Genomic DNA, 22442 nt, shown 5'->3' on the forward strand with positions numbered 1-22442 from the left:
CGATGGTGAATGACGACCGGCTGCGCGACTACCTCAAGCGGGTCACCGCCGACCTGCACCGCACCAGGCAGCGCCTGAGCGACGCGGAGGCCAAGGACCGCGAACCCATCGCGATCGTCGCGATGAGCTGCCGCTACCCCGGCGGCGTGGAGACCCCCGAGGACCTGTGGCGGCTGGTCGCCGCCGGGACCGACGCGATCACCCCGTTCCCCGCCGACCGCGGCTGGGACCTCGACGCGCTCCACGACCCCGGACAGGAACGCCCCGGCACCACCTACGCCTCACTCGGCGGCTTCCTCGACGGCGTCGGCCGGTTCGACCCCGGCTTCTTCGGCATCTCGCCCCGCGAGGCCCTGGCCATGGACCCGCAGCAGCGGCTGCTGCTGGAGACCACCTGGGAGGCGTTCGAACGGGCCGGCATCGACCCGGCGACGCTGCGCGGCAGCCGCACCGGCGTCTTCGCCGGGGTCATGTACCAGGACTACGCCGTACGGCTGCGGCACGCGCCCGACGACGTCGCGGGCTACCTCGGCAGCGGCAGCTCCGACAGCGTCGCCTCCGGCCGCGTCGCCTACACCTTCGGCCTGGAGGGCCCCGCGGTCAGCGTCGACACCGCGTGCTCGTCCTCCCTGGTCGCCCTGCACTTCGCCTGCCAGGCGCTGCGGCTCGGCGACTGCGCCCTGGCGCTGGCCGGCGGCGCGATGGTGATGTCCACGCCGGTGCCGTTCGTGGAGATGAGCCGCCAGGGCGGGCTCGCCCGCGACGGCCGCTGCAAGTCCTTCTCGGCCCGCGCGGACGGCACCGGCTGGGGCGAGGGCGTCGGAATGCTGCTGCTGGAACGGCTCTCCGACGCCCGCCGCAACGGTCACCCCGTGCTGGCCGTGGTCCGCGGCACCGCCGTCAACCAGGACGGCGCGAGCAGCCGGCTCACCGCGCCCAACGGCCCCGCCCAGCAGCGCGTGATCCGCCAGGCCCTGGCCGGCGCGGGCCTCGCCCCGTCCGAGGTCGATGTCGTCGAGGCGCACGGCACCGGCACGCCGCTCGGCGACCCCATCGAGGCGCAGGCGCTGCTGGCGACGTACGGGCGCGACCGGCCCGAAGGGCGGCCGCTGCTGCTCGGCTCGCTGAAGTCGAACATCGGGCACACGCAGGCGGCGGCCGGCGTGGGTGGCGTCATCAAGACGGTGCTCGCCATGCGCCACGGCGTGGTACCGCCGACCCTGCACGCCGAGGACCCCTCCCCGCAGATCGACTGGACCACGGGCGCGGTGCGGCTGGTGACGGAGGAGACGCCCTGGCCGACGACCGGTCACCCGCGCCGCGCCGCCGTCTCCTCCTTCGGCGTCAGCGGCACCAACGGGCACGTCGTACTGGAGGAGGCCCCGGCCGCCGAGGAACCGGAGGAAGAGGGACGCGGCCAAGACACGGGCGTGCTCCCCTGGGTGCTCTCCGGCCGCACCGCCGAGGCCCTGCGCGCCCAGGCCGTACGCCTCCGGTCCCACCTCGACGCCGAACCCGACTGGCGCGTGGCCGACGTGGGCCACTCCCTGGCCACGGGCAGGGCCGCGCACGAACACCGCGCCGTGCTGATCGGCACCGAACCGGACGACTTCCGGCAGGCCCTGACCGCCCTCGCCGCGGGGTCGGCCGCCCCCGGCCTCGTCCAAGGGATCGCGGGCACGAGCGCCGACGTGGCCTTTGTCTTCCCCGGCCAGGGGTCGCAGTGGGCGGGGATGGCTGCCGAACTGCTGGACTCGGAGCCGGTGTTCGCGGATCGGGTTGCTGCGTGTGGGCGGGCTTTGGCGCCGTTTGTGGACTGGTCGTTGGACGATGTTCTACGGGCCGGGGTTGGTGCTCCGTCGTTGGAGCGGGTTGATGTGGTGCAGCCTGCCTTGTTCGCGGTGATGGTGTCGCTGGCAGCGGTGTGGCGTTCGTACGGCGTGGAGCCGGGTGCTGTTGTCGGTCATTCTCAGGGGGAGATCGCTGCCGCCTGCGTGGCGGGCGCGTTGTCGTTGGAGGACGCGGCTCGGGTGGTGGCGCTGCGGAGCAAGGCGCTCCGTGTGCTGTCCGGGCGGGGTGGCATGGTGTCCGTCGCTCTGCCTGCTGGGGAGGTGGGGGAGTGGCTGGCCGGTGAGTGGGGTGGTGAGCTGTCCGTCGCGGCTGTCAATGGGCCCGCCTCTACTGTGGTGTCGGGTGACGCTGGGGCGTTGGACGCGTTGCTGGTGCGGGCCGAGGAGCGGGGGGTGCGGGCGCGGCGCGTTCCGGTGGACTACGCCTCGCACTGCGCGCACGTAGAGGACATTCACGAACAACTGCTTTCTGAACTACGAGGGCTGACGCCACGTCAAGCTGACGTGCCGTTCTATTCGACGGTCACCGGCGGGCTACTGGACGCGACTGTCCTGGACGCCGAGTACTGGTACCGCAACCTGCGGCAGGCGGTGCGCTTCGAGGAGGCGACACGCGCGCTGCTCGCCGACGGCTTCCAGGTCTTCCTGGAGTCCAGCCCCCACCCCGTGCTCACCGTCGGCGTGCAGGAGACGGCGGACGACGCGGGGAGCGGCGCGGCGGCCGTGGGCACGCTGCGGCGCGACGACGGCGGGCCGCGCCGGCTCATGGAGTCGCTGGGCGAACTGCACCTGCGCGGCGTCAAGATGGACTGGGGCGCCGTCTTCGCCGGACACGCGCCCCGCCGCGTCGACCTGCCCACCTATCCGTTCCAGCGCGAGCGGTACTGGCTGGAGGACGGCGCGGCCGAGGCGGCCGACGTGACCTCGGCGGGGCTCACCCCCGCCGGGCACCCGCTGCTCGGCGCAGTCATCGCCCTGGCCGACGCCGACAGCCTCCTCCTCACCGGGCGGCTGTCCGTACAGAGCCACCCGTGGCTGGCCGAGCACGCCGTGCGGGGCGCGATCCTGCTGCCGGGCACCGCGTTCCTTGAGCTGGCGGTGCAGGCCGGTGACCGCGTGGACTGCCCTCGCGTCGACGAGTTCACGCTGGAGGCGCCCCTCGTACTGCCCGAGCACGGCGGGGCGGTGCTGCGGCTGACCGTCGGCGCCCCGGACGTACGGGGCCGCCGCCCGCTGACCCTGCACGCCCGCCCGGACGGGCCCGCCGACGACGACGGCGCGTGGGTGCGCCACGCCTCCGGCGTCCTGGCCCCGGAGCCGGAGGCCGCTGCCGTGTTCGACGGTTTCGGAGCGGACGGCGCCTGGCCGCCGCCCGGCGCGGAGCCGGTCGGCGTGGCCGGTACGTACGAGCGCTTCGCCGAGGGAGGCTTCGTCTACGGTCCGGCGTTCCAGGGGCTGCGGGCCGCCTGGCGGCGCGGCGACGAGATGTTCGCCGAGGTGGCGCTGGCGGACGGGCCGCGCCAGGACGCCGACCGCTTCGGTCTGCACCCGGCGCTGCTCGACGCGGCGCTGCACGCCACCGGGCTGCCCGGCGCGCCGGGGGCGGACGAGCACCCCGAGGGGCGGCTGCCGTTCTCCTGGACCGGCGTGACGCTGCACGCCTCGGGGGCCACCGCGCTGCGCGTCCGCATCGCGCCGGACGGCCGCGACGCGGTCTCCCTCATGGCGGCCGACCCGGCCGGGGGCCCCGTCGCGACCGTCGAGTCCCTGGCGCTCAGGCCGGCCGCCGCCGGTCAGCTCGCCACGGGCCGTACGGGCTTCCACGAGAGCCTGTTCCAGGTCGAATGGGCCGCCGCCCGCCCGGCCCCCACGACCACCCCCGCCGGGCCGCCGCCCGCCGTCTGGGCGGACGTGGAATCGCTGATCGCGGCCGTCGACGCGGGGGCGCCCGTACCGGATGTGGTGCCGCTCTCCCTGACGCCGGACGTGCCGGACGGGCCTGGCGCCAGCGGCGACGAGACGCCGGAGTCCGTACGGGCGGCCGTGCACCGGGCGCTGGCGGCCGTGCAGGCGTGGCTCGCCGACGAACGGCTCGCGGACTCCCGCCTCGCCTTCCTCACCAGGGGCGCCGTCGCCGTGACCGACGACGAGCACGTACCGGACCTCGCGCACAGCGCCGTATGGGGCCTGGTGCGCTCCGCCCAGACCGAGCACCCCGGGCGCTTCGTCCTCCTCGACCTGGACGAGGCTCCGCGGAGCACGACCGGGCTCGCGGCGGCCCTCGCCTCCGGCGAGCCCCAACTGGCCTCTCGCGGCGGGCAACTCCTCGCACCCCGACTGGTCAAGGTGGCGGCGGGCGAGTCCGAGGGGCCTGGCCCCATCGACCCGAACGGCACGGTACTGATCACCGGCGGCACCGGCCTGCTCGGCTCGCACATCGCCCGGCACCTCGCTGCCCAACATGGCGTACGCCACCTCCTGCTGCTCTCCCGCAGCGGGCCGGCCGCCGAGGGCGCGCGGGAACTGGTCGCCGAACTGGCCGGGCTCGGCGCGCGGGCCACGGTCGCCGCGTGCGACGCCGCCGACCGCGACGCGCTCGCCGCGCGGCTCGCGGCCGTGCCCGCCGAACACCCGCTGACCGCCGTGGTGCACACGGCGGGCGCGCTGGACGACGGGGTCGTCACCGCGCTGACCCCCGAGCGCCTGGACGCCGTGCTGCGGCCGAAGGTCGACGCGGCGATCAATCTTCATGAACTGACCCGGCTTCAAAATCTTTCTTCCTTCGTGCTGTTCTCCTCCGCCGCCGGCACCTTCGGCGGGCCGGGGCAGGCCAACTACGCGGCGGCCAACGCCTTCCTCGACGCCCTCGCCCAGCGCCGCCGCGCCACCGGACTGCCCGCCCAGTCCCTCGCCTGGACCCTGTGGGACCAGCGGTCCGCCCTGACCGGCCACCTCGCCGACGCCGACGTGCGCCGCCTCGCCCGCTCCGGGATGCCGCCGCTGACCACCGAGCAGGGGCTCGCCCTCTTCGACACGGCCCGGACCGCGGGCCGGGCCACGCTCGTGCTGATGCGGCTCGACACCGCCGCCGTACGGGACCGGGCCGCGAGCGAGGAGCTGCCGCCGCTGCTGCGCCACCTGGTGCCCGTACGGGCCCGGCGGGCCGTGGCGGCCGGCGGCGAGGCGGCCGACGGCAGCGCCTTCCAGCAGCGGCTCGCCGCCCTCGACCCGCAGGGCCGGACCAGCCTGCTGCTCGACCAGGTCCGTACGCAGGCCGCCGCCGTACTCGGCCACCCCTCGCCCGACGCGCTCGACGCGAGCCGGGCCTTCCGCGAACTCGGCTTCGACTCGCTGGCCTCCGTGGAACTGCGCAACCGCCTCAACGCGGTCACCGGACTGCGGCTCCCCGCGAGCCTCGTGTTCGACCACCCCACCCCCGAAGCGCTGGCACGCCATCTGCTCGCGGAGCTGACAGCAGGTCAAAGTGACAATAAGGAAACCTCCGTTGTGAAGGTCGCGGAAGACGATGACCCGATCGTCATCGTCTCCATGGCCTGCCGCTTCCCCGGCGGAGTGCGTTCGCCCGAAGACCTCTGGCGGCTCGTCGCCGCCGGCGCGGACGGCATCTCGGAGTTCCCCGCCGACCGGGGCTGGCCCCTCGACGAGCTGTACGACCCCGACCCGGACCGTACCGGCACCTCCATCACCCGGCAGGGCGGCTTCCTCTACGACGCGGCCGACTTCGACGCCGAGTTCTTCGGCATCTCCCCGCGCGAGGCCCTGGCCATGGACCCGCAGCAGCGGCTGCTGCTGGAAACCGGCTGGGAAGTCTTCGAACGCGCCGGAATCGACCCCGCGACGCTGCGCGGCGCCCCGGCGGGCGTCTTCGTCGGCCTGATGCAGCAGGACTACGCGGCCCGGCTCCTCCCGTACATCCCCGACGACGTCGAGGGATTCCTCGGCACGGGCAACTCGGGCAGCATCGTCTCCGGCCGCCTCGCCTACGTCTTCGGGCTCGAAGGCCCCGCCGTCACCGTCGACACGGCCTGCTCGTCCTCGCTGGTCACGCTGCACCTCGCGGCCCGCGCCCTGCGCTCCGGCGAGTGCTCCATGGCGCTGGCCGGCGGCGTCAACGTGATGTGCAGCCCCGAACTCTTCGTCGAGTTCAGCCGCCAGGGCGGGCTCGCGCCCGACGGGCGCTGCAAGCCCTTCGCCGCCGGCGCCGACGGCACCGGATTCGGCGAGGGCGCCGGGATGCTGCTCCTGGAACGGCTGTCGGACGCGCGGCGGCTGGGCCACCCGGTACTGGCGGTGGTGCGCGGCAGCGCCGTCAACCAGGACGGCGCGAGCAACGGCCTGACGGCCCCCAACGGCCCGTCCCAGCAGCGGGTGATCCGGGCGGCGCTGGCGGACGCCGGGCTGCGGGCAGCGGATGTGGACCTGGTGGAGGCGCACGGCACGGGAACCCGGCTCGGCGACCCCATCGAGGCCCAGGCGCTGCTGGCGACGTACGGTCAGGAACGGTCAGCAGACAGCCCGTTGCGCATCGGCTCGCTCAAGTCGAACATCGGGCACGCCTCCGCCGCCGCCGGTGTGGGCGGCGTCATCAAGACCGTACTGGCCATGCGGCACGCGGTGATGCCGAAGACGCTGCACGTGGACGCGGCGACACCGGAGGTCGACTGGACGGCGGGCGCGGTGGAGCTGCTGACGGAGGCCCGCCCGTGGGACGCCGTCGACGGGCCACGCCGGGCGGGCGTGTCGTCGTTCGGCGTCAGCGGCACCAACGCACACGTCGTCCTGGAAGAGGCCCCGGAGCCCCCCGGCCTCCCTGATAGCCCCGCTATCGCGGGTCCCGTCGCCTGGCCGCTGTCCGCGAGGAGCCCGGAAGCCCTGCGCGCGCAGGCGACGACGCTGCTGACCGCCCTGGAGAACGACGCCGACGGCCTCGGCGACCGCAACCCGCTCGACATCGGATACTCGCTCGCCACGACGCGCACCGCGCACCCGCACCGCGCGGTGGTCGTAGGCGCCGCCCCTGACGACCTGACGGCAGGTCTGACCGCCCTCGCCCAAGGGACCCCCGCCGGGAACGTGGCGACAGCGTCGGCCCCCGGCACCGGCCGCCCCGTGTTCGTCTTCCCCGGCCAAGGCTCGCAGTGGGTGGGTATGGCTGCTCAACTGCTGGACTCGGAGCCGGTGTTCGCGGATCGGGTTGCTGAGTGTGGGCGGGCTTTGGCGCCGTTCGTCGACGCCGTCGTTGGAGCGGGTCGATGTGGTGCAGCCTGCCTTGTTCGCGGTGATGGTGTCGCTGGCAGCGGTGTGGCGTTCGTACGGCGTGGAGCCGGGTGCTGTCGTCGGTCATTCTCAGGGCAGGCGCTGCGGGTCCTCTCCGGGCGGGGTGGCATGGTGTCCGTGGCCCTGTCTGCTGGGGAGGTGGGGGAGTGGCTGGCCGAGTGGGATGGCGAGCTGTCCGTCGCGGCTGTCAATGGGCCCGCCTCTACCGTGGTGTCGGGCGATGCGGGGGCGTTGGACGCGTTGCTGGTGCGGGCCGAGGAGCGGGGGGCGCGGGCGCGGCGCGTTCCGGTGGACTACGCCTCGCACTCCGCACACGTGGAAGAGATCCAGGAGCGGCTGGCGAAGGAGCTGGCGGCCGTCGCGCCCCTGCCCGGCGACGTGCCGTTCTTCTCGACCGTCGACGCCCAGTGGGCCGACCCGGCCGCGCTCGACGCCGGCTACTGGTACCGCAACCTGCGGCAGACGGTGCGGTTCGAGGAGGCGACGCGGGCGCTGCTGGCGGAGGGCTTCCGGTGCTTCGTGGAGCCGAGTGCCCACCCGGTGCTGACGGTCGGCGTGCAGGAGTCGGCGGAGGCCGCCGGGGTCGAGGCCGTGGTGCTCGGCACGCTGCGGCGTGACGACGGGGGCCGGGACCGGCTGCTGCTGGCGCTGGGACAGGCGTGGGCGAGCGGACTGCCGGTGGACCTCTTGGGCACGTACCCCGGAGCGCGCCGTGTGGAGCTGCCCACCTACCCCTTCCAGCGCCGGCGCTTCTGGCTCGACGTCCCGACCACGAGCTGGGACGTCGCCTCCGCCGGGCTCGGCGCCACGGGGCATCCGCTGCTCGGCGCGGCCCTGGAGGCCGCCGACTCCGGGGAACTGGTGCTCAGCGGCCGGCTGTCGCTGCGCACCCACCCCTGGCTCGCCGACCACCGCGTGTCCGGCACCGCCCTCCTCCCCGGCACGGCCCTGCTGGAGCTCGCCCTCCGTGCCGCCGCCGAGGCCGACTGCCCCGTCGTCGAGGAACTGACCCTTCAGGCGCCGCTCGCGCTACCCGAGGAAGGGGCCGTTCTGCTCCAGGTGCGGGTGGCCGAGGCGGGCGACGACGGGCGCCGCGCGCTCGGCGTGTTCGCCCGGCCCCACCGGGCCGAGGGCCAGCCCTGGGCCCCGTACGCCACCGGCACCCTCGCCCCGGCCTCGGCCGCCGTACCGAGCGGGCCCGGCCTCCTGATGTGGCCCCCGGCCGACGCCGAGCCCATCCCGGTGGACGACCTCTACGACCGCTTCGCCGAGGCGGGCTACGGCTACGGCCCGGCGTTCCGCGGCATCCGCGCGGCCTGGTCGCGGGAGGGCGAGATCTTGGCCGAGGTCGTGCTCGACGGGCGGCAGCAGGCCGACGCCGCCGCCTGCGCCGTGCACCCGGCGCTGCTGGACGCCGCCCTGCAGAGCGCCGCGCTGCTGCCCGGGCAGGACGGCCGGGCCCGGCTGCCGTTCAGTTGGACCGGCGTCACCAGCCGCGCCGCCGGCGCCACCGCGCTCCGGGTGCGGCTGACCGCCGGGGGCCCCGAGGGCTCTGGCGGCTCCGACTCCATTGGCCTCACGGTCTATGACCTGACGGGCCAAGAGGTCTTGTCCGTCGGTGAGTTGCTGCTCAGGCCGCTCGCCTCGGATGCCCTCGACGCCGCCGCGAGCGCTGCCCGGGAGCTGCTGTTCCACCTCGACTGGACGCCGGTGCCGGGCGCCGGGCCGGGCATGGCCGCGGCGGATTCCGAGGCCGGTACGGCCGTGGGTGACTCAACTCGCGCTCCCGCGGCGGGCCCGCCGTCCTCCTCCGATGCGCCGCCCCTCGACTGGGCCGCTCTGGGCGGCGCCGTCCCCGGGCTAGCCTCCTGGCAGGACGTCGACGCCCTGCGCGCCGCCCTCGACGCGGGCGCCCCGCTCCCCGGCGTGGTCGTCGCGGCCTGCCCGACCGCCAGGCCCGCAGGATCGGCCGACCGGCTCGCTCATGCCGATGAGGTGCACGCCACCGCCCGCGCCTGCCTGGGCCTCGTACGGGACTGGCTGGCCGACGAGCGGCTGGCCGAGGCGCGGCTGGCGCTGCTCACCCGGTCCGCCGTCCGCACCGGCAGCGGCGAGGGGCCCGCCGACCTCGCGCAGGCCGCCCTGTGGGGGCTGCTGCGCACGGTGCAGACCGAGCACCCCGGCCGCTTCGTCCTGGTCGACCTCGACCGGCCGGTCACCGCCCCGGACGACCCCGCGCTCCGCGCCGCCCTCGCCTCCGGCGAGTCTCAAATCGCCGTACGGGGCGCGGAGCTGATGAAGCCTCAGCTCGCCAAGGGTGGGCCTTCCGGCGGTGTGCTGACCCCTCCTTCGGGCGGGGCCGCCTGGCGGATCGGCACCGAGGGCACCGGCACCCTGGAAGACCTCGCGCCCGTGCCCGCACCCGAGGCCACGGCCCCGCTGGGCGACGGCGAGGTGCGGATCGCGGTGCGCGCCGCCGGGCTGAACTTCCATGACGTCGTGGTCACCCTCGGGCTCGACCCGGACCAGCAGACGCTGGGCAGCGAGGGCGCGGGCACCGTCCTGGAGGTCGGTTCCGGGGTGCGGGACCTGGCCCCCGGCGACCGGGTCATGGGGATCTTCGGCGGCTCCTTCGGGCCCGTCGCCGTCGCCGACCGGCGGACCGTCGCCCGTATCCCGGCGGGTTGGTCCTTCGCCCGCGCCGCCTCCGTTCCCATCGTGTACCTCACCGCCTACTACGGCCTGTTCGACCTCGGCGGGCTGCGGGCCGGAGAGACGGTGCTGATCCACGCCGCCGCCGGGGGCGTCGGCATGGCGGCTACGCAACTCGCCCGGCACGCCGGGGCGACGGTGTTCGGCACGGCGAGCCCCGGCAAGTGGGACGTGCTGCGCGCCGGCGGGCTGGACGACGAGCACATCGCGTCCAGCCGGACCGTCGAGTTCGCCGACCGGTTCCTCGCCGCCACGGAAGGCCGCGGCGTGGACCTCGTACTCGACAGCCTGGCCCGCGAGTTCGTCGACGCGTCGCTGACGCTGCTGCCACGGGGCGGCCGGTTCGTGGAGATGGGCAAGACGGACATCCGCGACGCCGACGAGGTCGCCGCGCGCTGCCCCGGCGTCCGCTACCGGGCGTTCGACCTGATGGAGGCCGGGCCGGAGCGTATCGGCGCGATGCTCGCCGACGTCCTCGCCCTCTTCGAGCGGGGGGCGCTCGCCCCGCTGCCCGTCCGCGGCTGGGACATGCGGCGCGCCCCCGAGGCCGTACGGTTCCTCAGCCAGGCCAGTGGCGTCGGGAAGAACGTCCTGACGCTGCCCGCACCGCTGGACCCGGACGGCACCGTACTGATCACCGGCGGCACCGGGACGCTGGGCCGGCTCCTGGCCCGGCACCTGGCCGCCGAGCACGGCGTGCGCCATCTGCTGCTGGCCGGGCGGCGGGGGCCGGCCGCCGACGGGGTGGCCGAGCTGCTGGCGGAGCTGGCCGGGCTGGGCGCCGAGGCGCGGGCCGTCGCCTGCGACGCCGCCGACCGCGACGCCCTCGCCGCGCTGCTCGCCGAGGTCCCCGACGCGCACCCGCTGACCGGCGTCGTGCACGCGGCCGGGGTACTCGACGACGCCCTCGCCGCCAACATGACGGCCGATCAACTCGCGTCCGTACTGCGGCCGAAGGCGGACGCCGCGCTCGCCCTGCACGAGCTGACACGGGACATGGACCTGGCGGCGTTCGTGCTGTTCTCCTCCGGCGCCGCCCTCTTCGGCGGGGCCGGGCAGGCCAACTACGCGGCCGCCAACGCCGTGCTCGACGCGCTCGCCGCCGAACGCCGCGCGGCGGGGCTGCCCGGCCTGTCCATCGGCTGGGGCCTGTGGGAGCAGCGCTCCGCGTTGACGGCCGGGCTGGGCTCCGCCGGGCTCCAGCGCGTGGCGGGCGGCGGCGCGGGCGCGCTCACCACCGCCGAGGGGCTGGCCCTGTTCGACGCCGCCCTCGGCTCGGCCCACCCCTACCTGCTGGCCGCCCGCATCGACCCCGCCGCCCTGCGCGGCGGCCGGCCGGTGCCGCCCGTGCTGCGCGGCCTGGCCCGTACCCCGCGCACGGCCCCGGGCCCCGCCCGGTCCGAGGCCCGGCCCGCGGCGTCCATGGCGGAGCAGCTCGCCGCGCTCTCCGCCGCCGAGGCGCACCGCGTCCTGCTCGACCTGGTACGCGGCAGCGCCGCCGCCGTCCTCGGCCACACCTCGCCGGAGCTGGTACGGCCCGCCCGGCCCTTCAAGGAGATCGGCTTCGACTCCCTCACCGGCGTCGAACTCCGCAACCGGCTGGCCGCGTCCACCGGGCTGCGGCTCCCCGCCGCCCTGGTCTTCGACCACCCCACCCCGGAGGCGCTGGCCCGCCACCTGACCGAGCGGACCGCCGCCCGGCGCCCGTCCCCGGCGGCGGCCGTCCTCGCCGAACTCGACCGCCTGGAGGCGCTGATGGCCGGGCTGCCACCGGACGAGGCCGTACGGGACGAGCTGGCGCACCGGCTCCGCGACACCCTGTCCCGGCTGGCGCCGGCCGCCGACGACGCGGCGGAACCAGCCGCCGCGCCGCTCGCCGACACCATCGAGTCGGCGACCGACGACGAGATCTTCGCCTACATCGACCGGCAGTTGGGCGCCTCATGAACCCCGCCCGCACCCGCCGGACGCGCGTCCTGACGCCCCCTCAGGACCTGACGGCCCCGCACCTCCTGACGACTTCGCAGATTCCACAGTCTCCGCCGATGCGACGGGCTCCGGGAGACGACACCCACGACGAAAGCGGCGGTTCCCGGTGAGCGACCAGAAGCTGCGCGACTACCTCAACCGTGTGACGATCGACCTCCAGAACACCCGGCGACGCCTCGCGGACGCCGAGACCAGAGCCCACGAGCCGATCGCGGTCGTCTCGATGGCCTGCCGCTTCCCCGGCGGCGTCCGCACCCCCGACGACCTGTGGGAACTACTGGCCGCCGGGCGCGACACCGTGACCGGGCTGCCAGCCGACCGGGGCTGGCCCACCGCCGACCTCGCGGCGGGCGGCGTGCCCGCGCAGGGCGCGTTCCTGGACGGCGCCGCCGACTTCGACGCGGAGTTCTTCGGGATCTCGCCCCGCGAGGCCGTCGCGATGGACCCGCAGCAGCGGCTGCTGCTCACGACCGCCTGGGAGGCCGTCGAACAGGCCGGCATCGACCCGCTGTCGCTGCGCGGCAGCCGCACCGGGGTGTTCGCCGCCGCCATCGACCAGGGATACGCGACGCTGGGCGCCGACGCCCCCGAAGCCGTGCAGGGCTTCCTGATGACCGGCAACTCGATGAGCGTCATGTCCGGCCGCGTCTCCTACGCGCTGGGCCTGGAGGGCCCGGCCGTCACGGTCGACACCGCGTGCTCGGCGTCCCTGGTCGCCCTGCACCTCGCCGCCCGCGCCCTGCGCGCCGGCGAATGCTCCCTCGCGCTGGCCGGCGGCGTCAGCGTGATGTCGCTGCCCGCCGTGTTCGTGGAGTTCAACCGGCAGGGCGCCATGGCCCCCGACGGCCGGTGCAAGCCCTTCGCGGCCGCCGCCGACGGCACCGGCTGGGGCGAAGGCGCCGGGATGCTCGTCCTGGAACGGCTGACGGACGCCCGTACCAACGGCCACCCCGTACTCGCCGTTCTTCGTGGCTCCGCCATGAACCAGGACGGCGCGAGCAACGGCCTCACCGCCCCCAACGGCCCCTCCCAGCAGCGCGTCATCCGGGCCGCGCTCGCCGACGCCCGCCTGACCGCCGCCGACGTCGACGCCGTCGAGGCGCACGGCACCGGCACCACCCTCGGCGACCCCATCGAAGTCGACGCGCTGCTGGCGACGTACGGTCAGGAACGCCCCGCTGAGCGGCCGTTGTGGCTCGGGTCGCTCAAGTCCAACATCGGCCACACCCAGGCCGCCGCGGGCGTCGCGGGCGTCATCAAGACGGTCCTCGCGCTGCGCCACGGCGTCCTGCCGCGCACCCTGCACGTCGATATGCCCACGCCGCACGCCGACTGGGCCGCCGGCGCGGTGGAACTGCTCACCGACGCCCGGCCGTGGCCCGAGACCGGCCGCCCCCGCCGCGCCGGGGTCTCCTCCTTCGGCATGAGCGGCACCAACGCCCACCTCGTACTCGAAGAGGCCCCCGCCCCCGCCCCCGCGGCAGAGCCCGAGTCCGGCGCCGAGCCGCCCGCAGCGCCGCTGCCGACGACCCCCTGGGTGCTCTCCGGCCGTACCCCCGCCGCCCTCCGCGACCAGGCCGCCGCGCTCGGCAGCCGCCTCGACGCCGACGACGACCCGGAACCCGCCGACATCGGCCTCTCCCTCGCCACCACCCGCGCCGCCTTCGAACACCGGGCGGTGCTGCTCGGCGACAGCCTCCCGGAACTGCGCGACGCCCTCGACGCGCTCGCCCGCCCCGACGCCGTCGCCGCCCCCGGCCTCGTACTCGGCGGCGGCCCCGCCGCCGAGGGCCGCACCGCCCTCGTCTTCCCCGGCCAGGGCTCCCAATGGCCGGGCATGGCCCGCGAACTCCTCGACTCCCACGAAGTCTTCCGCGACCGCCTCGACGCCTGCGCCGCCGCCCTCGCCCCGCACACCGGCTTCTCCGTCCTCGCGGTCCTGCGCGAGGAGCCCGGCGCGCCGTCCCTCGACCGCGTCGACGTGGTGCAGCCCGCGCTGTTCGCGGTCATGGTGTCCCTGGCCGCGCTCTGGGACTCGTGGGGCGTACGGCCCGACGCCGTCGTCGGCCACAGCCAGGGCGAGATCGCCGCCGCCGTCGTCGCGGGCGCCCTCACCCTCGACGACGGCGCGAAAGTCGTCGCCCTGCGCAGCCGCGCGCTCCGGGCCCTCGCCGGACACGGCGGCATGGCCTCCGTCGCCCTGCCCCAGGACCGGGCCCGCGCCGAGATCGCCCCCTGGGGCGAGCGGCTGTCCGTCGCGGCCGTCAACAGCCCCGCCTCCGTCGTCGTCTCCGGCGAGGCCGCCGCCCTCGCCGAACTCCTCGCCCACTGCGAGGAGCACGGCGTACGGGCCAGAGCCGTCCCCGTGGACTACGCCTCCCACTCGGCCCAGGTCGCCGCGATCGAGGACCGGCTGCGGGAAGAGCTGGCCGCCGTACGGCCGCTGCCCGGCCGCGTCCCGCTGTTCTCCACCGTCACCGGCGACTGGCTGGACACCACCGCCATGGACGCCGGGTACTGGTACCGCAACCTGCGGCAGACCGTGCGCTTCGAGACCGCCGTCCGCGCCCTCGCCGAGCAGGGCTTCGACGTCTTCCTCGAAGCGTCCCCGCACCCCGTGCTGACCATGGCCGTCCAGGAGACCGTCGAAGACGCCGCCGCACCCGCGTCCGCCGCCGGCGGCGCGGTGGTCGCCGGGACCCTGCGGCGCGGCGAGGGCGGCCCGCGCCGGGCGCTCGCCTCCGCCGCCGAACTGTGGGTCGCCGGCGTCGCCGTGGACTGGGCCGCCGTCTACGCCCGTACCGGCGCCCGCACCGTCCCCCTGCCCGGCTACCCCTTCCAGACCCGCCGCTACTGGCTGGAACCGGCGGACGACGCCGACCCGCGCCCGGCCGCCGACCCCGCCGACGGCGACTTCTGGCGGATGATCGAGGACGGCGACCTCGCCGACACCGCCGACCGCCTCGCCGTCGACCCCGAACCCCTCGACCGGGTCCTGCCCGGCCTGCGCGCCTGGCGGCAGCGGCGCGCCGACGCCGAAGCCATCGACTCCTGGCGCTACCGCGCCCAGTGGCAGCCCCTGGCCGAACCGCCCCGGCGCGCCCCCGACGGCGACTGGCTCGTGATCACCCCCGCGGGCCGCACGGCGGACGACCGCGTACGAGGCCCCCTCCAGGCCCTCGCCGCGCTCGGCGTCGACGTGCTGCCCGTAGAACTGACCGCCGACGACGTACGCCGCGACGCGCTCGCCGCCAAACTCACCGCGGCCCTCGCCGGCCGCACCCCGGCGGGCGTGCTGTCCCTGCTCGCCGCCGACGCACGGCCGCACCCCCGGCACCCCGCGCTGCCCGGCGGCACCGCCCTGACCGTCGCGCTCGTCCAGGCCCTCGGCGACCTGCGGATCATCGCGCCCCTGTGGTGCGCCACTAACGGCGCGGTCTCCACCGGCCCCACCGACCCCGTCACCGATCCCGGCCAGGCCCTCGTCTGGGGCACCGGCATGGTCGCCGCCCTGGAGACCCCCGCCCGCTGGGGCGGCCTCATCGACCTCCCGGACCGCCTCGACGACCGCGCCCGGGCCCGGCTCGGTGCCGCGCTCGCCGGAGCCGCGGGCCCCGGCGAGGACCAGCTCGCGCTCCGCGCCACCGGACTCCTCGCCCGCCGCCTGGCCAGGGCCCCCAGGGCCGCCGGCCAGGGACGGCCCTGGCGGCCCCGCGGCACGGTCCTGCTCACCGGCGGCACCGGCGCCGTCGGCCCGCACCTCGCCCGCTGGCTCGCCCGGGGCGGCGCCGAACACGTCGTCCTGCCCGGACGGCGCGGCCCCGATGCCCCCGGGGCCACCGAACTCGCCGCGGAACTCGCCGAGTCCGGCACCCGCCTCTCCCTGCCGCGCTGCGACCTGACGGACCGTGGCGCCGTCGAGGAGATGCTGGCCCGCCTCGACGCCCAGGGCGACCCGGTCACCGCCGTCGTCCACGCGGCGGCCTTCATCGCGCTCGCCCCCCTGGAGTCCACCCCGCTGTCCGCCTTCGAACGGATCGTCGCCGCCAAGGCCGCCGGCGCCGCCCACCTCGACGCGCTCCTCGACCGGGAACTGGACGCCTTCGTGCTGTTCTCCTCCATCGCCGGGGTCTGGGGCAGCGGCGACCACGGCGCGTACGCCGCGGGGAACGCCTACCTCGGCGCCCTCGCCCAGCACCGGCGCGCCCGCGGCCTGCGGGCCACCACCGTGGACTGGGGCGTCTGGCAGGCCGAGAACCCCTGGCAGGGCCGGACCGCCGGACCGGACGCCGACCTGTTCAAGATGGCCGAGCACGGCCTGCCGCGCATCGACCCCCGCCGCGCCCTCACCGCCCTGCAACAGGCACTCGACGACGACGAGACCGTACTGGCCGTCGCCGACGTCGACTGGGAGCGGTTCGCCGCCGTCTTCACCACCGCCCGCCCCAGCCCGCTGCTCACCGGCGTCCCCGACGCGCGCCGCGTCCTGGCCCGGCAGACGGCCGACGGGCCCGCCGAGGCCCCCGCGGCGCAGGCGCTGCGCGACCGGCTCGCCGCCCTCGACGCGACGGGCCGCGACCGGACGCTCCTGGACCTCGTCCGCACCCACGCCGCCGCCGTACTCGGCCACCGCTCGGCCGACGACATCAGGCCCGGCAAGGCGTTCCAGGAACTGGGCTTCGCCTCGATCAGCGCCGTGGAACTGCGCAACCGGCTGTCCGCCGCCACCGGCCTGCGGCTGCCCTCCTCCCTCATCTTCGACTACCCGTCGGCCGCCGCCCTGTCCCGGCACATCGGCACGGAACTCATGGGCGGCGACGCCCCGCCGACCGCCCCCGCCCCGAGCGCCGAACCGGCCGCCGCGGCCGAAGACGACCCCATCGCCATCGTCTCCATGGGCTGCCGGTTCCCCGGCGGCATCACCTCGCCCGAGGAACTGTGGCGCCTCCTCGCCGACGGCGGCGACGCCGTGACCGAGTTCCCCGCCGACCGGGGCTGGCCGCTCGACGAGCTGTACGACCCGGACCCCGACCGGCCCGGCACCTCCACCACCCGGCACGGCGGCTTCCTCCACGACGCCGCCGACTTCGACGCCGCCTTCTTCGGCATCTCCCCGCGCGAAGCGCTCGCCATGGACCCCCAGCAGCGGCTGCTCCTGGAAACCACCTGGGAAGTCCTCGAACGCGCCGGACTCGACCCGGCGACGCTCCGCGGCAGCCGCACCGGAGTCTTCACCGGCGTCAACTACGCCGACTACGCCAACGTCGTGGCCCAGTCCGCCGAGGGCGAAGGACACCTCCTCACCGGCAGCGCCCCCAGCGTCGTCTCCGGCCGCGTCGCCTACACCCTGGGCCTCGAAGGGCCCGCCGTCACCGTCGACACCGCCTGCTCCTCCTCCCTCGTCGCCCTCCACCTCGCCGGGCAGGCCCTGCGCGCCGGGGACTGCGCCCTCGCGGTCGTCGGCGGCGTCGCCGTCATGGCCACCCCCGGCGCCATCGTCACCTTCTCCCGCCAGCGAGGACTCGCCGCCGACGGCCGCTGCAAGGCGTTCTCGGACGCCGCCGACGGCATGGGCATGGGCGAGGGCGCGGGCGTCCTGCTGCTGGAACGCCTCTCCGACGCGCGCCGCAACGGCCACCCGGTGCTCGCGCTCGTACGGGGCAGCGCCGTCAACCAGGACGGCGCGAGCAACGGCCTCTCCGCCCCCAACGGCCCCTCCCAGCAGCGCGTCATCCGGGCCGCCCTCGCCAACGCCGGGCTCGCCCCCGGCGACATCGACGTCGTCGAGGCGCACGGCACCGGCACCACCCTCGGCGACCCCATCGAGGCCCAGGCGCTCCTCGCGACATACGGTCAGGACCGGCCCGCGGAACGCCCGTTGCTCGTCGGGTCGCTGAAGTCCAACATCGGCCACACCCAGGCCGCGTCCGGCGTCGCCGGAGTCATCAAGACCGTCCTCGCCATGCGGCACCGCACCGTACCGCCGACGCTGCACATCGACCGGCCCACCACCCACGTCGACTGGGATCGCGGCGCCCTGGCCCTCGCCACCGAGACCCGCCCCTGGCCCGACGGCGGCCGGCCGGCGCGCGCCGGAGTGTCGTCCTTCGGACTGAGCGGCACCAACGTCCACACCATCCTGGAACAGGCGCCCGAGGCGGACCCCGAGGCGGCCCCTGGGGCGGAGTCCGGACCGGAATTCGAACCGGCGGACCGCCCTGCGCTGGTGGCCGGCGCCGGTTCGGCGGTCGGCGGCGGGCCGGCTGACCGCTCCGACCCGGCTGACCGCTCCGGCCCGGCTGACCGCTCCGGCCCGGCTGACCGCTCCGACCCGGTGGACCGCCCCGACCCGGACGGCGCCGTCACCCTCTGGCCGCTGTCGGCCCGTACCCCCGAAGCCCTGCGGGCCCAGGCCCGGCGGCTGACCCGGCACCTGGCCGACAGCCCCGCCGCGCACCCCGCCGACATCGGCCGCACCCTCCACGGCCGCACCTCCTTCGAGCACCGCGCGGCGCTCGTCGGCGACCGCCGGGAACTCCTCGCCGGGCTGCGCGCACTGGCCGATGACTCGTCGGCGACGGCGTACGCTGCCCCGGACGCCGACGACCGCGCCGTGTTCGTCTTCCCCGGCCAAGGCTCCCAATGGGTCGGCATGGGCGCCGAACTGATGGCGGCCCAGCCGGTGTTCGCGGACCTGATCGCCGCGTGCGAACAGGCGCTCGCGCCCCACGTGGACTGGTCGCTGAGCGCCGTGCTGCGCGCCGACGACGACGCGCCCGCCTTCGAGCGGGTCGACGTCGTCCAGCCGGTGCTCTTCTCGGTGATGGTGTCGCTGTCCGGCCTGTGGCGCGCGTACGGCGTCGAGCCGGGCGCCGTCGTCGGCCACTCCCAGGGCGAGATCGCGGCGGCCTGCGTCGCCGGGGCGCTGTCCCTGGAGGACGCGGCCCGCGTCGTGGCGCTGCGCAGCAAGGCCCTGCGCGCCCTCTCCGACGCCGGCGGCATGGCCTCCGTCGCGCTCCCCGCCGACCAGGTACGCGAATGGCTCGCCCGCTGGGGCGGCCGGCTGTCCGTGGCGGCCGTGAACGGGCCCCGCTCCACCGTGGTCTCCGGCGACGTCGAGGCCCTGGACGAACTCATGGACCAGGCCGCGCGGCGGGAGGTGCGCGCCCGCTACGTACCGGTCGACTACGCCTCCCACTCCGCGCACGTCGAACGCCTCGAAGACGAACTCCTCGCCCAGCTCGGCGGCCTGACGCCGCGCCAGGCCGAGGTGCCGTTCTACTCGACGGTGGCCGGCGAGCCGCTGGACGGCACCGGACTGGACGCCGGGTACTGGTACCGCAACCTGCGCCGCACCGTCGAGTTCGAGAAGACCACCCGCGCCCTCCTGGACGACGGCTTCCGCCTCTTCGTGGAGCCCAGCGCCCACCCGGTCCTCGCCGCCGCCGTCCAGGAGACCGCCGACGGCGCCGGACGCGACGCCCGCGCCATCGGCACCCTGCGCCGCGACGACGGCGGCCCCGCCCGTATGCTGCGCGCCCTCGGCGAGGCATGGGAGGCCGGGCTGCCCGTCGACCTCTCCGCCGCCTACCCCGGAGCACGCCGCGTCGACCTGCCCACCTACCCCTTCCAGCGGGAACGCTACTGGCCGCGGCCGGAGGCCACGGCCCGCGGCGACATCGGCGCCGCGGGCCTCGACAGCGCCGGCCACCCCCTGCTCGCCGCCGCCATCGAGGTCGCGGACACCGGGGAACTGGTGCTCAGCGGCCGGCTGTCGCGGCGCACCCACCCCTGGCTCGCCGACCACCGCGTCTCCGACACCGTCCTGCTGCCCGGCGCGGCCTTCGTGGAACTGGCCGTACGCGCCGCCGACGAGGCCGGCTGCGCCACCGTCGAGGAACTCACCCTCCAGGCACCGCTGTTCCTGCCGCCCGACGCCGTCCTCCGGCTGCAACTGCGCGTGGGCGCCGCCGACGCCGACGGCCGCCGCGCCATCGACCTGTTCTCCCGCCGCGAGGACGCCGCCGCCGGCGACTGGACCCCGCACGCCACGGGCGTCCTCGGCCCCGACACCGCGAGCGCCGCGCCGCCCGCCGCCACCGGCGCGGCCTGGCCGCCGCCAGGGGCCGAGCCGATCGCCGTGGACGACCTCTACACCCGGTTCGGTGCCTCCGGATACGGCTACGGACCCGCCTTCCAGGGCCTGCGGGCCGCCTGGCGGCGAGGGGGCGAGATCTTCACCGAAGTGCGGCTGCCCGACGATCAGCAGCCGCACGCCCCCGCGTACGGGCTCCACCCCGCCCTCCTCGACGCGGCCCTGCAAGGGCTCTGGCTCGGCTCGCCGAACGGCTCCGACCCGGGCGGAGCGGGCTCACCGGGCGGCAGCGCCGCCGGCCTGCCGTTCTCCTGGGGCGGCGTCCGGCTGCACGCCGCCGGCGCCACCACGCTGCGCGTCCGGCTCCGCTACGGGCCCGACGGCACCGTCTCCATCGACGCCGCCGACCCGGACGGCCGCCCCGTCGCGACCGTCGAGGAACTGGCCGTACGCCCCGTCGACCTCGACGCGCTGCGCGCCGCCGGAACGGGCACCGTCGCCTCCGACTCCCTCTTCCGGACCGAGTGGACGCCGCTGCCCGCCACCGGGGCGGCCGAACGCCTCGGTCACTGGGCGGCCATCGGCGGGGCCAACGACGGCGGCGATCTGTTCCCCGACAGCCACCCCGACCTCGCGTCGCTCGCCGCGGCCGTGGACAAGGGCATGCCGCCGCCGTCCGTGGTCGTCGTCCCCTGCATGGAACAGGGAGCCGACGCGCCGTCAGTACGCGCCGCGCTGCACCGCGTTCTGGCCCTGACGCGGGAATGGCTGGCGGACCCCCGCTGGGAAGACGCGCGTCTGGCCGTGCTCACCAGCGGGGCCGTCGCCACGGGCCGCGGCGACCGGCTCACCGACCTCGCGGCCGCGGCCGTGCGCGGACTCCTGCGCTCGGCCCAGTCCGAACACCCCGGCCGCTTCCTGCTCCTCGACGCCGACGACCCGGCGGCCGTCGCCGACCGTCTCCCCGCCGCGCTCGCGAGCGACGAGCCCCAACTGGCACTGCGGGGAGGTGAATTGCTGGTAGCGCGGCTCGTGCGGGAGGGTGCGAGTAGCGCCACCGCTCACTGGGACGCGGACAGGACCGTGCTGATCACCGGCGCCGGGGGAGTGCTCGGCGCCCTGGTGGCCCGTCACCTCGTCGCCCGACACGGCGTCAGGCACCTGCTGCTGGTGAGCCGGCGCGGACCAGACGCGCCCGGCGCGCCCGACCTGGCGGCCGAACTCCGGGCCGCGGGAGCCCACGTGACCCTCGCCGCGTGCGACGTCGCGGACCGCGGCGCCGTCGCCGCCCTGCTCAAGGGCGTACCGGAAGAACACCCCCTCTCCGCCGTCGTGCACGCCGCGGGCGTCCTCGACGACGGACTCGTCGAGTCGCTGACGCCCGAGCGCGTGGACCACGTGCTGCGCCCCAAGGTCGACGCGGCGCTCCACCTGCACGAGCTGACGGACGGAATGGACCTCAAGGCGTTCGTCCTGTTCTCCTCCGCGTCCGCCACCGTGGGCAACGCCGGACAGGGCAACTACGCGGCGGCCAACGCCTTCCTCGACGCCCTCGCCCAGCGGCGCCGGGCCCAGGGGCTCCCCGCGCAGTCCCTGGCCTGGGGGCTGTGGGCCGAACGCTCCGCCCTGACCGGCACCCTCGCCGAGGGCGACCTGCGGCGGATGGCCCGCGGCGGCACCGCCGCCCTCTCCACCGACGAGGGGCTGGCCCTCCTCGACGCGGCGCTCGCCTCCGACGAGCCCTTCCTCGTCCCCGTCAAGCTCGACCTCGCCCGGCTGCGCGCCGCGGCCCGTACGGCCCCCGTCCCGCCGCTGCTGTCCGCCCTGGTTCCCAGCGGCGTCCGCAGGCGGGCGGCCGGCACGGACGACGCCGACGCCGGATCGCTGCGCCGGCGGCTGGCCGGGCTCGGCGCCGAGGAGCGCGGGGCGGCGGTCCTCGACCTCGTACGGGCCCGCGTCGCGGACGTCCTCGGCCACCGCGGCGCCGAGGCCGTCGACCCCGACCGCGCCTTCAAGGACCTCGGCTTCGACTCGCTGACCTCCGTCGACCTGCGCAACCGGCTGAACGCGGCCACCGGCCTCCGGCTCCCCGCCACCCTGGTCTTCGACCGGCCGAGCCCGGCCGAGGTCGCCGCGTACGTCACCGAACGGCTGCTGCCGGACGACGCCGCCCAGGCCGGCGACGAGGACGGCCGCACCGGCGGCCGTACCGACGCCGAGATCAGCGCGCGGCTCGCCGCGATCCCGCCGTCGGCGCTGCGCCGCGCCGGGCTCCTCGACGCGCTGCTGAACCTCGCCGACGGCCTCGACGGCACCGGCCCGGCGGCCGGCACCGCCCACGAACAACCCCCGGCGAACGGCACCGGGCACACCGACGACACCGCGGACCTCGCGGACATGGCCGTCGACGATCTCGTACGGATGGCGCTGGGCGGCGACCGTGACTGAACCGCGGGGGCGAGACGGCCTGGCCGGACAAGGCAGCCGAGAAGGGCAAG

At 76.2% G+C, this 22442-nt stretch carries 1 protein-coding gene and 2 pseudogenes; all 3 read left to right on the forward strand.

What is annotated here, in order from left to right:
* Positions 1–2: 2 nt before the first annotated feature.
* A pseudogene (locus IF55_RS41530) lies at positions 3–53 on the forward strand (polyketide synthase docking domain-containing protein); the annotation flags it as partial.
* A pseudogene (locus tag IF55_RS32375) lies at positions 54–11807 on the forward strand (SDR family NAD(P)-dependent oxidoreductase).
* 148 nt (positions 11808–11955) lie between these two features.
* A complete protein-coding gene (locus IF55_RS41000) occupies positions 11956–22392 on the forward strand; it encodes a type I polyketide synthase (protein WP_245661582.1) in 10437 nt (3478 codons plus the stop codon).
* The last annotated feature ends 50 nt before the right edge of the window (positions 22393–22442 follow it).

The organism is Streptomyces varsoviensis (assembly GCF_000718635.1).
GTDB classification, from domain to species: domain Bacteria; phylum Actinomycetota; class Actinomycetes; order Streptomycetales; family Streptomycetaceae; genus Streptomyces; species Streptomyces varsoviensis.